Annotated in this window: 12 protein-coding genes; 4 read left to right on the top strand and 8 right to left on the bottom strand. The window is 44.7% G+C overall.

Going from position 1 to position 13,090, the window contains the following annotated elements:
- Positions 1-261: 261 nt before the first annotated feature.
- The 6 genes from L3V35_RS22780 to L3V35_RS22755 form a co-directional block, all read right to left on the bottom strand.
- A complete protein-coding gene (locus tag L3V35_RS22780; RefSeq protein ID WP_004735277.1) occupies positions 262-777 on the bottom strand; it encodes a DUF3299 domain-containing protein in 516 nt (171 codons plus the stop codon).
- Between the two features lie 14 nt (positions 778-791).
- On the bottom strand, positions 792-2,051 hold the full coding sequence (locus L3V35_RS22775; protein WP_054548270.1) for an ABC transporter permease: 1,260 nt from the start codon (positions 2,049-2,051) through the stop codon (positions 792-794).
- On the bottom strand, positions 2,048-2,764 hold the full coding sequence (locus tag L3V35_RS22770) for an ABC transporter ATP-binding protein (protein WP_019824198.1): 717 nt from the start codon (positions 2,762-2,764) through the stop codon (positions 2,048-2,050). The genes L3V35_RS22775 and L3V35_RS22770 overlap by 4 nt, the downstream gene beginning before the upstream one ends.
- A gap of 139 nt (positions 2,765-2,903) precedes the next feature.
- Positions 2,904-3,602, bottom strand: a complete 699-nt coding sequence (locus L3V35_RS22765; protein WP_054548271.1) for a DUF2796 domain-containing protein — start codon at positions 3,600-3,602, stop codon at positions 2,904-2,906.
- 41 nt (positions 3,603-3,643) lie between these two features.
- The gene (locus tag L3V35_RS22760) at positions 3,644-3,934 is read right to left on the bottom strand and encodes a DUF2607 family protein (protein ID WP_017078801.1); all 291 of its coding nucleotides are present in this window, start codon (positions 3,932-3,934) and stop codon (positions 3,644-3,646) included.
- Positions 3,935-4,024: 90 nt separating this feature from the next.
- On the bottom strand, positions 4,025-4,576 hold the full coding sequence (locus tag L3V35_RS22755) for a YtfJ family protein (protein WP_017078800.1): 552 nt from the start codon (positions 4,574-4,576) through the stop codon (positions 4,025-4,027).
- Positions 4,577-4,828: 252 nt separating this feature from the next.
- Between L3V35_RS22755 and L3V35_RS22750 the strand changes: the two genes are divergently transcribed.
- Positions 4,829-5,029, top strand: coding sequence for a DUF1107 family protein (locus L3V35_RS22750; RefSeq protein WP_004735283.1), 201 nt, complete (start codon positions 4,829-4,831; stop codon positions 5,027-5,029).
- 110 nt (positions 5,030-5,139) lie between these two features.
- Here the strand turns inward: L3V35_RS22750 and msrA are convergent, their stop codons facing one another.
- Entirely contained in the window at positions 5,140-5,769 is a 630-nt protein-coding gene (gene msrA / locus L3V35_RS22745; protein WP_054548273.1) for a peptide-methionine (S)-S-oxide reductase MsrA, read from the bottom strand.
- A 195-nt stretch (positions 5,770-5,964) separates the two neighbouring features.
- On the opposite strand from msrA, the gene L3V35_RS22740 reads away from it, so the two are divergent.
- The 3 genes from L3V35_RS22740 to L3V35_RS22730 are packed head-to-tail and all read left to right on the top strand — an operon-like array spanning position 5,965 to position 11,838.
- The gene (locus L3V35_RS22740) at positions 5,965-7,677 is read left to right on the top strand and encodes an autotransporter assembly complex family protein (RefSeq protein ID WP_054548274.1); all 1,713 of its coding nucleotides are present in this window, start codon (positions 5,965-5,967) and stop codon (positions 7,675-7,677) included.
- On the top strand, positions 7,674-11,432 hold the full coding sequence (locus L3V35_RS22735) for a translocation/assembly module TamB domain-containing protein (RefSeq protein ID WP_237300693.1): 3,759 nt from the start codon (positions 7,674-7,676) through the stop codon (positions 11,430-11,432). The genes L3V35_RS22740 and L3V35_RS22735 overlap by 4 nt, the downstream gene beginning before the upstream one ends.
- A gap of 49 nt (positions 11,433-11,481) precedes the next feature.
- Positions 11,482-11,838: a gamma-glutamylcyclotransferase gene (locus tag L3V35_RS22730; RefSeq protein WP_054548276.1), complete on the top strand. Its 357-nt coding sequence runs from the start codon at positions 11,482-11,484 to the stop codon at positions 11,836-11,838.
- 86 nt (positions 11,839-11,924) lie between these two features.
- Here the strand turns inward: L3V35_RS22730 and fbp are convergent, their stop codons facing one another.
- Entirely contained in the window at positions 11,925-12,935 is a 1,011-nt protein-coding gene (fbp, locus tag L3V35_RS22725; protein WP_004735289.1) for a class 1 fructose-bisphosphatase, read from the bottom strand.
- Between the last annotated feature and the right edge of the window lie 155 nt (positions 12,936-13,090).

The raw sequence follows: 13,090 nt of genomic DNA, 5'->3' as shown, positions 1-13,090 counted from the left end.
AACAAAATTTTACTTTTGCTAATGATAATAAAATGTTAAATTTGTTGTAATTCTCAAGGAGGAGTTATGAATCAAGTTAATGATAACAAGCTGAAGAAACAGCTTAGTATAGGGTTATTACTCGCTACTTATGTCGCTGTTCTAGCGTACTTATCTAATTACATCGCATAATTTAGAATAAAATAATCGTTATTAAACTGTTATTGAATGATCTCACTCGTTCAGTGACGGCAGCTCATCCTTGAGCCACCCTTCTAATGACTACATGTCGTCATATTCTTCAATCGCAGTACCTTCAATAAGATAACCGGTTTGCGCCAAGTCATGGCTTATTGACTCAGTTTTCAGCGTACCCACTAAATAGATCACATCCCATAACTGTTGTATTGGTGCACCTTTAGGGAACTTCACGTAGATGATTTGGTTTGGTGGTGGCGGTGGCACGTGGATACATGCGCCAAAGTACGGTACCAGCAGAAACTCAGTGATCATGTTCTCATCGCCTTCCAATGGAATCACAAAGCCAGGAATCTTGACTGTGCTGCCATTCAGCTCTGGGCGAACAGCGCCAAGTGTCGATTGTTGAGGTTTGTCCATACTGTCGTGGTTAACCATCGGCATGCCAAATGAGTCGAGTTGTGCTCGCTCTGACTCTGGAATCAAGTCAATCCAATCGAGTGTTAATACCGATTCGTCAGTCTGAGTGGTTTCAGCGTGAGCTGTGCTGATAAATGGGAACATAAGTAACCCAAGTATCAGTAGGAATTTGCGTTGCATCGTAGGTTCCTATTTTAGATTCGAATAGTCATGCCATCAGACAATGACTGACGGTAAGCCCTGAAAGCGGGAATAAAGCCGATAATGATTCCGGCAACTTGCACCAAAATAAGCAGTTTCCACTCATGAGGTGTGATTGCGGATATCGATATGTTGATACCATAACTTTGTTGCACAATAGGAGCAACTACTGCGATCAGGGCAAACAACACGGCAACACCTAATGTGATACCGAGGAAGGTTAGGGCACTTGCTTCACTGATCAGTAAACCAAACACATGACGAGGCCTTGCTCCCATCGCGCGCAGAATGGCCATCTCTCGACGTCTTTCTTGCAAGCTAGTGAGTAGACTACTCAGCATCCCTAACAGTCCCGCGATTACAACAAACCCTGAAACAATCAGTAGTGCTTGTTCTGCTACTGCCATCATTCCCCATAATTCGTGAAGCGCAATGCCTGGCATAATGGCGCTCAAAGGTTCTTGGCGGTAGTTATTGATTTCTCGTTGCAGTGCAAAGGTTTGGATCTTCGATTTAAGGCCAACCATCATCGCGGTAATCTGCTTTGGTTGGAAGTCACGTTGCTTTAGCGCTTCAGCATTCGGTGTGTGCCCGAGGTTAGCCCCCGATTCCCAACCAACGTGAATCGCTTCAATGGCCTCTAACGAAACATGCACCGTTTTATCTACTGGTGTGCCGGTTGGCGCGAGTATTCCGACAATGGTGAAGGGCAGGTTGTCGTGGCGACTGAAGGCGACATCACTGATACCGTGCGCCAGAATGATGTGATCACCAATCTTGTAATCTAACTTCTTCGCGACATCGGCACCAATCACGACATCAAATAGCTGATTGAACTCTTTGCCTTGCTGAAAAGTAAGTGGTTGCTTACTTCCATAGCGATAATTCTCGAAGTAGCTATGGTTCGTGCCCATTACGCGGAAGCCTTTATGTGAGTCACCCAATGAGATTGGGATCGCCCACTTTACAGCGTTGTGCTGGCTAAATTCTTCATAGCTTTTCCAGTCGATGTTGTTGGTCGCATTACCGATTCTAAATACGGAATAAAGCAGCAGGTTTACCTGACCAGAGCGGCCACCGACGATAAGGTCAGTACCTGAAATCGTATTCGCAAAGCTGCTCTTAGCTTCGGTTCTTACACGTTCCACACCGAGTAATAGAATGACTGACACCGCCACAGTGAGAATAGTTAGAATGGCTGTGGCTTTACGGTTGAGTACGCTTTTTAAGGCTAAGTGAGTAATTACTTTCATACGACAACCTTAGCTTGGTTAACGGTTTTTAAATCTATGGTTCGAGTGAACAGTTTTTCTAATGTTGGATCGTGACTAACAAAGATCAGGGTAGAACCCGCCTGATTCGCTTGTTCTAGCAACAGTTCGATAAAGGCTTCTCGGTTGTCATGATCCAGAGCCGATGTCGGTTCGTCGGCAATAATGATTTTGGGTTGGCCGATCAAAGCACGAGCGGCAGCAACACGTTGTTGTTGACCAATACTCAACTCGGTAACGGGCTTGTCCATTAGAGCTTGAGGTAGCTTTAATCTGAGCAACAACTCTTGAGCGGTTGCTTGCAGGCTGTTCTGACTTTCAGTGACTTGCTGCTTACGAATCTTAGAAAACTGACAAGGAAGCGTCACGTTGTCGATGACTGACAAGTAAGGAAGCAGGTTAAATTGTTGGAATATATAACCAATATGATCGGCTCTGAATTTGTCTCTCTGGCGAGGTGTTAGCTGTGTGAGATCTTGGCCAAGGATAGATACTTCGCCTTGTTCAGCTTGGTTGATTCCGGTCAGTAACCCTAACAATGTTGATTTCCCGCAACCACTAGGCCCTTTGATGAAAAGGTGCTCTTGGGCTTGGATATGCAGTGAGGGGATCTCTAGCGTTGGGGGCAATTCAGGCTTCCAACGAAAGCTGATATTTTCGAGTTTGACGACAAGTGATGAACTGTCAGAAGACATATTAGCTCCAATAATTAAAGCGGTGTATCTACTGGACAGTTATTCGAATAATAAATTCCCAGAGCACACCGATTTGTACAGCCAAGTAAGTGAATACTTACTTGGCTGCTTATCTACGTTTAATTCAATCTAATACTGATTAGAATCGAAAACTAATACGATCTGCGTTAAGCACTTCTTGAATTTGAGCGCTGTCAGTTAGCAGGTTTACCGTCATTGATTTTGTGTTGCTGAACTTAGAGAACCATTGAGTGCTCACCGTATCTAGCTTCGCAATGTCTGCACATTGGTAGTGATACTCAACCGTGAATTCACCGTGGCCACCTTCTGAATGGTCATGGCCTTCGTGGTCATCATGACCGTGTTCCGCATGGTCATGGCCTTCGTGGTCGTCATGATCGTGTTCCGCGTGGTCATGGTCTTTGTGGTCGTCATGTTCGCCTTCCGCGTGGTCATGGCCTTCGTGGTCGTCATGTTCGCCTTCAGCGTGGTCATGGCCTTCATGGTCATCATGATCGTCTTCTAGGGTGTTCGTCACTGACTTGAACTTCAAAGTACAGCTTGCATTGTTGAAACCAAATAGTTCTTCTGGCTTGTTCAGTTGCGCGATAGCTTGTTCAAACACTTTCTTTTGCTCGGCAGTTTCTGGAGCATGTTCAAAGCCAACCACATCAGCGCCGGGAGCTGTTACTTCAACAAGCAGCTCTTGCCCATCTTGAGCGATGTTCACTTCAACTTTACCGTGCACGTGTGCTTCGTGAGAGCGGAATTCTTCGTTAGCTAGAACATTCGTTGAGACAGTCATGCCGATAACAACGGCTAAAATAGTAGGTTTCATGTTTTTTTCCTGAATAAAGGTTAATTAAAAAGTAGTGGTAATTAAGCGATATTTACAGGAGGTGAACGTGCTAAATAAGCGAAATACAGGCGCTGTAACGAAATTACTGACTCTGTAATAGTGGCTGTAAATTCTGAATGGAACTCTGGAACTTGTGGCAGTGAGTGCGCAGTAATGAACTGATTTATCGAAAACAGCTCACAGTGATGCGAAGTGTGGTGATCGGGGTCAATATCCACCATATGTGTTGCCGCTAACACGCTTAACATGAGCATCAGCCCAAGCAAGAAGCCTGTTTTGCGTTTCACATTGTTAGGTGTGTTTTGCCACATGAGTATGATTAACCACAGAATTAAAAAAGGATACTGTTATAATATAACAATATCCTTTGGTCAGGTCTCGAAAAAGACGCGAATATCTTATTAAAGGCTCGCTTTAATCAACTCAATGACTTGAGTGACTTCTGATTCGTTTAATGCCCCTTCTTTAACAAACAAGATTTTACCTTGCTTGTCTTGAACGATAATCGCAGAGCTTTCTTCTTTTAAAGCCCATGATGACGCTACCGTGCCGTCTTCATCTAGTACCATAGAAGACCATGGAAATTCTTCTTTGCTACTTTCTGCTGACGATTTCACAAAAGACCCAGTACCCCAAATCGCATCATCTTGGTTGATGATGGTCGTGGTTTGGTAGCTGTCTTCTGAGAATTTAGATGCTGTAATGGCTGCCATCAGTGGTGCGTTGAGCTCTTTCGAGCTGCTACGGCCTGCAATAGCTTGAACGACGCGAACTTTACCTAGAAGATCATTGGTTGCCCAAGCTTGATATCCGGTATTTCCGTCGTTTAGTACGATTTCACCATAGTTGCTAACATCGACAGCAGGTAGAGTTGTACCTACAGATAGGTTGTGAGCATTGGCGAAGAGTGGAGAGGCTGCGGCTAAAAAAGCCAGTAGAGTTTTGTTTTTCATTATATTTTTGTTCCGCTTATTGGTTTGCTCTGGAAGTATAATATGAAATTTGAAAAATGCCTCTTTAACTTTTTTATCGTACGACGTAGAAATAAGTTGCAGGGTTGTTACCAAAAGGTATAATGCATCAATATCGAGATGAACAATAGATTATCTTGCTGTTTGCTAAAGGAATTAGCGATTGAATGTGCTTTGAATACGTTGGTGTTTAGGTACGTGACTGTAGTACTCAAATGGAATTGAGGTTGTATTATGTTAAGAAAATTTTCTACTTATCGTCCACATCAAGTGGCACGTTTCGTTAAAGTCCTATTCAAAGGCCAGTTTGCTATTGAGGGTATCGGAGAGTTTCGCTTCGACCAAGGCAAAGTGCTTCTTCCTGAAGTTTCAGACAAACAAAAGCTCACTATTTTTAAAGAAGTTAACGGCACCATTGCTGCGCTGCCGGTGTAACTGACGGTTATAGCTTTGCATTGCGTAAAATAGATCTCCAATGAAAAAGGGCTTCCTAGCGGAAGCCCTTTTTTAATGAATGTTGTTCTAGTTTGTATGCCTAACACACATTATTGCGGAGGGAAGCACACACCCGTACCACCCAACCCACAGTAACCGTTAGGATTTTTGGCTAGGTATTGTTGGTGGTAGGTTTCTGCGAAAAAATATTTTCCAGCAGGCAGAACTTCCGTCGTGATCTCGTTGCCTAATGATTCAGTCATTGCTCGTTGATATTCACGTTTAGAGTGTTCGGCGACGGCTTGTTGCTGTTCGCTGAATGTGTATATCGCGGAACGGTACTGAGTCCCTAAGTCGTTGCCTTGGCGCATCCCTTGGGTGGGGTTATGGCGCTCCCAAAAGGTCTCAAGTATTCGAGCTAAAGATGTTTGTTCGCTATCAAAAATGACACGAACGACTTCGGTATGGCCGGTTTGTCCGCTGCATACCTGCTCATAAGTGGGATTGACTGTGTATCCACCAGCGTAACCAACGGATGTGGAAATAACACCATCAAGTTGCCAAAACAAACGCTCAGCTCCCCAAAAGCATCCCATACCAAGTAGGACTTCTTGTTGGGAACCCATAGGAGTATCGAGCAAGTCAGTTTGATTGACAAAATGGCGCTCAGTGATTCGGATTGGGTCTGCATTTCCCGGTAATGCGGTTGCTGCGGAAACCAGTTGTTGTTTGTTTAGCATGTTATATTCCTTTTCGCATACGTTTACCGCTTAAGTTAACATTAGATCCAGGTTCATATTAACGGCTGGTTCATATTGATTAAGTCTTTAAATTAGACCGTGTTATTCCAAGATTTATTACAGACTCAATGTCTTTTTAGCGGTATTATTTCTTTTCATTTATTAACGTATTGATAACTTCTTCACCAATTAAGCATGATAAGAAAAACTTTACCAGTTCTGATTGGCACTCTATTGTCATCGACGCTCGCTTTCGCTGATGTTTCCCTTGAAATTAAAGGGCTTAATGGAGCGCTTGAGGATAATGTTGATGCTTATCTGAGTGCGATTCCTGAAGAAGAGTACTCGGTTTCATTAAGGTTCCAATCTCGCTTGGAGTCTATGATAAAAGAAGCCCTGAATGCGTTAGGTTACTACCACCCTAATATCACATTTTCTCACCCCGAAGATGATACCGAAATGACCGTTACGGTTGAGCCGGGAGAGCCTGTTGTTATTTATACCTCAGATATCGTTCTGACTGGTGAAGCCAAAGATGATCCTGACTTTTTGGCTTTAATAGCTAGGAGTAAGCTGTCTAAAGGTTCGATTCTGAATCATGGCAATTATGATTCTTTGAAATCATCGATCCGCAACCTTGGATTAGCGAAAGGCTACTTCGATGGGGCGTATGATCTTAGCAAGCTAGAAGTCGCTCCTGAATTAAACCGCGCTTATGTCCGCCTTCATTATAACAGTGGCATCCGCTATCACTTTGGCACAACCACTGTGACGGGCAGTCAAATTGAAGATGACAAAGTGCAATCTCTCAAGCCGTTTGAAGATGGTGAACCTTACTCAATTACCAAAGTCGGCGAGTACAACCAAAACCTGTCCAATACGGATTGGTTCTCCTCGGTATTTGTTGAACCAGATTTAAGTCAGTTAGGCGAAGGCCGAGAAATCCCGATGAAGGTTAGCCTTGCTCCGCAAGCGCGTAACCAAATCGAAACAGGTATCGGTGTATCAACAGACTTGGGCGTGAAAGGCACTCTCAAATGGAAAAAACCTTGGGTTAACGAGAAAGGTCATAGCTTCAATAGTAGTTTGTCGATCTCCAAGCCCGAGCAGACGATTACCGCGGCTTATAAAATCCCATTGGATGACGTGCTTAATGACTACTATCAAATTAAGTACGGTATGAAGAACTTGGATAACCGAGATACCAAAAGTTTGGAGTCAAACCTCGCCTTAGAAAGGTACTGGCGCCTAGATAACGGCTGGCAACGCACGGTGTTCATTCGATACTTGGTCGAAAACTATGAACAAGGTTTACAAGATGACTTGGCACAGTTTGTTTTGCCGGGTTTCTCTTTCTCACGAACTCGAACGCGAGGTGGTTCGATGCCGATGTGGGGCGATAAACAAACCATTATGTTTGAAGCGGCCGATGATACCTTGTTATCCGAAACTAAGGTTGTTCGTTTTCAAGGCCAAACCGCTTGGATTCGAAGCATTGGCGATAACCACCGAGGCCTAACTCGGCTTCAATTTGGCGGTAACTTTGCCGACGAGTTTGAGAAGCTGTCTCCTTCCCTAAGATTCTTTGCCGGTGGTGATAACAGCATTCGTGGTTACGGTTATGAGTCGATCTCTCCTCGCGATAAAAGTGGTGCATTAACGGGTGCGAAATTCATGGCAACCAGCTCGTTTGAATACCAATACCGCTTGGTTGGAAACTGGTGGGGCGCAGCATTCTACGATATTGGTGATGCATTTAATGACAAACCAGAGTGGAAGCACGGCACCGGTGTTGGGGTGCGTTGGGCGTCCCCCGTTGGTCCAGTGAGTCTAGATTTTGCTTGGGGCCTAGATGCAGCAAAAGGTGATGAGTTCCAGTTACACTTTAGTTTAGGGCCAGAATTATGATCAAAGTGATGGGCAAATTCATCAAGTGGACGTCGATCTCATTGACGTCTATTTTGCTGTTGTTGATAGCCCTGCTCGGTTTTGTTTTGTTCACTAACCCGGGGTTGAACACTGTGCTGTGGGGCGCTGAAAAAGCATTACCACAACTTAAAGTGGAAAGTACTAAAGGAGCCCTGTTCCCAAGCTTTACGCTTAATAAGGTTCAGTTTAAAGATGACAGCCTGCATATCGACACCAAGGTTCAAAAGCTGAACTTGGCTATTAACCCTCGTTGTTTGCTTGATCCTAAGCTGTGTGTTGATCGTTTAGCGATTCAAGGGTTGGACTTCGCATTTACTGAACTGCCTCCACCCTCTACAGAAGAAGTAGAACCGACTCCGCCCCTAACATCAGTGAAAACACCATTACCAATAGTGATCAATCGCATCGCTTTATCTGATATCAAACTGAATATCTTGGGTCATGAAATCGAATGGGGTTTGTTCTCAACCGCTCTGAGCATGCAGGGTGAAACGCTGACGGTTTCGCCAACCTTGTTCAATGACCTAAAAATTAAGCTTGCTGAATCGACAGAAGAACCGCAAACAGAAATTGTAGAACCAGAGGCTGCCACTAAAACGGCTATCGAGTTACCTGAAGTCTTAATTCCTTTGCAGGTTGTACTTGAGCGTTTTGACCTAAACCGTTTCACCTTAGAACAAGAAGCGCCAATTATTGTCAACCACCTTGGCCTTGAAGCTACGGCGGGTAAGCACACGGTAGATGTTTCCACTCTAGAGCTTGATATGCCCCAAGCAAGTGCGAATTTAGCGACGAAGGTTGAGCTCAAGGGGGGATATCCGCTAGAACTTTCTTTGGATGCGTTAGTGAAAGAAACCGACCTTGCTGGTCAGAAATTATCACTAAAAGCACAAGGAAGCGTGGCTAAGCTGCACTTAGATTCTCAGTTTTCTGAGCTGATTGAGGCAAAGCTATCTGGGGATATTCAACCCTTAGAGCCTACTCTACCATTTGACCTTCTTTTAGAGGGCGGACAAGCGCAGTGGCCTCTTACCGGAAAAAGCGATTACCAAGCGACAATTGAGCAATTCAAAGCTAATGGCTCACTAGATGGTTTCAATGTTCTACTTAAAGGTGAGGCCGATGGTAAGGAAATCCCTGAGTTAGCCATCGATCTGCAGGGTAAAGGCACGACGGAACAGATTGAGTTCGAGCGTCTAAAGCTGAATACATTAGGTGGTGAGTTGAATGGTGTGGTCAAAGCTAACTGGAAGAGTCTCGTTAACTGGCAAGCTGATGTAACACTTAAAGACATTCAGCCGGGCCTGCAATGGCCAGAAGCCGAGGGTAACATTAGCGGAAGCATCGTCACCTCGGGTGAGTTGACGGAAGCGGGCGGTTGGGCGATTGAATTGCCTAAACTGGATATTGAAGGGATCTTGCGAGAGTACCCTCTGGATATCGAAGGTCAGTTGTCAGCGTCGGATCGCAGCGCGAGCGGTGAACCAAAGCTGAAAACCAGCGGTTTGAGCTTGGCTCATGGTGTTAACTCGATTAAGGCACAGGGGCAACTTGATAAGCAATGGGACATGGGAGTTGAGATCTTCTTCCCTGAGCTTGCAAAAAGTAGTCCTGAGCTGAAAGGTAGAGTGATCGGTAGCATCCAACTTAGCGGCCCAACGAAAGAGCCTGAAGTTGATCTCGCTTTAAATGTTGATAAGGTCGATTGGAATAACGAAGCAACACTAGAATCCTTGTCGCTTAATGGCTCTGTGGTTCCTCTGCCATTACCTGAGGCTCAAGCCGATCTTGTACTCAAAGCTAAGAACTTAACCTATCAAGATCAAAGCGTGGAAAGCATTGATCTCACGGTCAGTGGTGGCGAGAAGAAACACACAGTGACACTTGATGTGATATCCGACATCGTGTCGACAAGTTTGGCGATCTCTGGAGAGTTGATTCAAAAGCCTTCTATTATTTGGGATGGGTCGTTAGACCGCGTCAAAATAACCACTCAGCAAGGTCCTTGGGTATTAGATCAACCTGTCGCGATAAAGGCGGATGTCGATAAACAGTTTGCCGATGTTCAAGCGCACTGTTGGACACAATCTGGTTCGAGTGTGTGTTTGGATGAAGACGTTCGTGTCGGTAAATCGGGTGAGGCCAAGGTGGCCATCAATCAATTCGATTTCGAGCAGATTAAAGCCTTTGTGCCTAAAGAGACGCAATTGCAGGGCTTAGTCAATGCGACCGCTCATGCTAAGTGGTCTGAACAAGGTGAGCCTGAGGTTACGGTAAGTGTTGATATGCCGAAAGGTCAGGTTGTTCAACAAGTTGGTGAGCCAATCACACTGGGTTGGGAAAGTATTGCATTGAATGCCCAGCTGAAAGATAACAAATTGGATGCCGATTTTAAGCTGGATGTTTCCGACAATGGTGACCTGTCTGGTACGGTGTCGTTACCGGATATTCTTGCCGAAGACAAAATGGTCGATGCTGCAATTAAGCTGACCACGTTCCACCTCGATTTCTTACAACCAATCCTAGGTGAGTACAGCCTGTTGAAAGCCGACCTTGAGAGTGATCTTCAAGTTAAAGGCTCTTTGATGCACCCTCAAGTTTTTGGTCAGTTCTCGGTTGATGGTATTCAAGTCAAAGGCGACGTTACGCCTGTTGATGTGAAAGATGGCCGTATCGATCTCGACTTTGATGGTTATAGTGCAAAACTGGATGCGAATGTAGAAACGCCTGACGGTCACCTTGATATTGAGGGAACCGGGGATTGGCAAGATCTTAAAGCATGGCACTCTAACGTTAGAGTTTTTGCCGATGAGTTGATGGTTGATATCCCGCCGATGGTCAAGGTTAAGGTCGTACCTGATATGACTATTGATGTCACGCCCGAGCTGGCAAAAATTACCGGTGACATAGCACTACCATGGGGACGAATTGTGGTAGAAGACTTACCACCGTCAGCGGTTGGTGTGTCTTCCGATCAGGTGATATTGAACAAAGATCTTGAGCCTGAAAGTGAAGATACGATCCCATTCAATGTGATGACCAATATTAATATCTCCATTGGTGATGACTTTAAATTGTCTGCCTTTGGTCTTGAAGGCGACTTGGTTGGTAAGCTCAATGTAGCTCAAAAAGACCAAGGTCCATTCATCACTGGTGAAGTGAATATCGTCGATGGTACTTACCAATCATTCGGGCAAGACCTCTTGATCGAAGAGGGTAAAATTCTAATGAATGGTCCACCGGATCAACCATATGTAGCCATCAATGCAATTCGTAACCCTGATAATACTCAGGATGATGTGACCGCAGGTATTCGAGTTACAGGCCCTGCGACAGAGCCGACCATCGAGATTTACTCTGATCCAGCGATGCCACAAGCGAACGCGCTGTCTTATATTCTGCGTGGCCAAGATATCGATGGTGAGTCGAGCGGTTCGATGACAACAACCTTGATCGGTTTGAGTTTGGCGAAGAGTGGTAAGGTTGTTGGCGAAATCGGTGAAGCCTTTGGTGTACAAGATTTACAACTGGATACAGCAGGCTCTGGGGATGACTCTCAGGTTACGGTAAGCGGCTATATTCTCCCTGGTTTACAGGTGAAATATGGTGTGGGTATCTTTAACTCGTTAGGCGAGTTTACCGTTCGTTATCGATTGATGCAGGATCTCTACGTTGAGGCAGTATCGGGTCTAGACAGTGCTGTGGATCTTCTCTATCAATTTGAATTTGAGTAACACTTTGAGCGGCGATTGATTCGCGGGTGACGAATGCTAGGGAGTGAGTATGCAGCACCTCGTTTTTGTTTACGGGACATTGAGAAAAGACCAATCGAACCACCACTATTTAAAACAGTGTGAGTGTTTAGGAAGGTTTGACACACCTGAGGAATACGCACTTTTTGATTTAGTTGCGTATCCGGCGATGATTTTCGGAAAGAAAAGTGTCGCTGGCGAGGTCTATATCATTAACGACGAAATTTTGGAGTCGCTCGATCGGCTAGAAGATGTTCCTGTTGAGTATCGTCGCGAGCAAATAGAGACTATATTTGGATTAGCATGGGTATATTTATATCAGCTTGATCTAACAGCTAATAAAGAAATACTTTCGGGTGACTGGTGTAAGCGGGACAACCCTCAGTAGCTATGTGTTTTGAGTGATCAAACAAAAAGCCAGCATGTGAATGCTGGCTTTTTTAATGACGTTATTTTGAGAAATAAACGAGAGAATTAGTCTCGGTTAAGCTCAAGAAACTCTTCTACTTTGCGAACCATGTCTGTTGAGCCAACAAAGAAAGGTACACGTTGGTGTAACTCAGTTGGTTTGATGTCCATGATACGTTGAGCACCGTCTGAAGCGATACCACCCGCTTGTTCCATAAGGAAAGCAATTGGGTTGCACTCGTAAAGCAAACGCAGTTTACCTTGAGGGTGGCTTTGTGTGCTTGGGTATAAGTAGATGCCACCTTTCAGCAGGTTACGGTGGAAATCTGATACTAGAGAACCAATGTAACGAGAGGTGTAAGGGCGGTTATCACTTGGCTCATCTTCTTGGCAGTACTTGATGTACTTTTTAACACCCGTAGGGAAGCGGAAGTAGTTACCTTCGTTGATCGAGTAGATCTTACCTTCATCAGGGATCATCATGTTTTCATGAGATAGACAGAAGGTACCCAGTGATGGGTCGTAAGTGAAACCATTGACGCCAGCGCCTGTTGTGTAAACCAGCATGGTTGAAGAACCGTAAATTACGTAACCCGCGGCAACTTGCTTGTGCCCAGGTTGTAGGAAATCTTCTTGTGTTGGCGGAGTACCAATAGGTGATACTCGACGGTAGATAGAGAAGATTGTACCAACCGATACATTCACATCGATGTTTGAAGAACCATCAAGTGGATCCATCAATACGACGTATTTTGCGTTTTTGTTGAGCTCTTTATTGAAGGCAACAGCTTCGTCTTCTTCTTCACTTGCAACGCCACAAACTTGGTCACGAGCTTCTAGAGCCGCTTTAAATTTGTCGTTCGCGTAAAGGTCTAGCTTTTGTTGCTCTTCACCTTGAACGTTGTCTGTACCAACAGCGCCAGTAATGTCGACAAGGCCTGCTTTGTTGATTTCACGGTTAACAATTTTTGCAGCAAGACGAATTGATGACAAAAGGGATGATAGATCACCACTTGCATGGGGAAAGTCACTTTGTTTTGCAACAATGAACTCACCAAGGGTGCGCATCTCAGACATGTTATTTCCTTAAACTTCTCTCAATATTAGGGGGGATTTGAGCACTGTAGATTAGGCCTCTTGAGTGGGCTTTATTCATCTAGACGCTTACCTAAATTCTAAAGGTTAGATCTTTTTAATGGTAATGAACTAAGCGACACAGATCTCACTTACTA

It is taken from the genome of Vibrio sp. L5-1, from assembly GCF_021728315.1.
GTDB lineage: Bacteria > Pseudomonadota > Gammaproteobacteria > Enterobacterales > Vibrionaceae > Vibrio > Vibrio splendidus_K.
Note: the sequence above shows the minus strand (reverse complement) of the source record. Positions and strands in the feature narration are given on the sequence as shown.

Bases quoted from the DNA above. Each gene is read 5' to 3' on its own strand.
- L3V35_RS22780 (WP_004735277.1), bottom strand. From the start codon at position 777: ATGCAACGCAAATTCCTACTGATACTTGGGTTACTTATGTTCCCATTT.
- L3V35_RS22775 (WP_054548270.1), bottom strand. From the start codon at position 2,051: ATGAAAGTAATTACTCACTTAGCCTTAAAAAGCGTACTCAACCGTAAA.
- L3V35_RS22770 (WP_019824198.1), bottom strand. From the start codon at position 2,764: ATGTCTTCTGACAGTTCATCACTTGTCGTCAAACTCGAAAATATCAGC.
- L3V35_RS22765 (WP_054548271.1), bottom strand. From the start codon at position 3,602: ATGAAACCTACTATTTTAGCCGTTGTTATCGGCATGACTGTCTCAACG.
- L3V35_RS22760 (WP_017078801.1), bottom strand. From the start codon at position 3,934: ATGTGGCAAAACACACCTAACAATGTGAAACGCAAAACAGGCTTCTTG.
- L3V35_RS22755 (WP_017078800.1), bottom strand. From the start codon at position 4,576: ATGAAAAACAAAACTCTACTGGCTTTTTTAGCCGCAGCCTCTCCACTC.
- L3V35_RS22750 (WP_004735283.1), top strand. From the start codon at position 4,829: ATGTTAAGAAAATTTTCTACTTATCGTCCACATCAAGTGGCACGTTTC.
- msrA (WP_054548273.1), bottom strand. From the start codon at position 5,769: ATGCTAAACAAACAACAACTGGTTTCCGCAGCAACCGCATTACCGGGA.
- L3V35_RS22740 (WP_054548274.1), top strand. From the start codon at position 5,965: ATGATAAGAAAAACTTTACCAGTTCTGATTGGCACTCTATTGTCATCG.
- L3V35_RS22735 (WP_237300693.1), top strand. From the start codon at position 7,674: ATGATCAAAGTGATGGGCAAATTCATCAAGTGGACGTCGATCTCATTG.
- L3V35_RS22730 (WP_054548276.1), top strand. From the start codon at position 11,482: ATGCAGCACCTCGTTTTTGTTTACGGGACATTGAGAAAAGACCAATCG.
- fbp (WP_004735289.1), bottom strand. From the start codon at position 12,935: ATGTCTGAGATGCGCACCCTTGGTGAGTTCATTGTTGCAAAACAAAGT.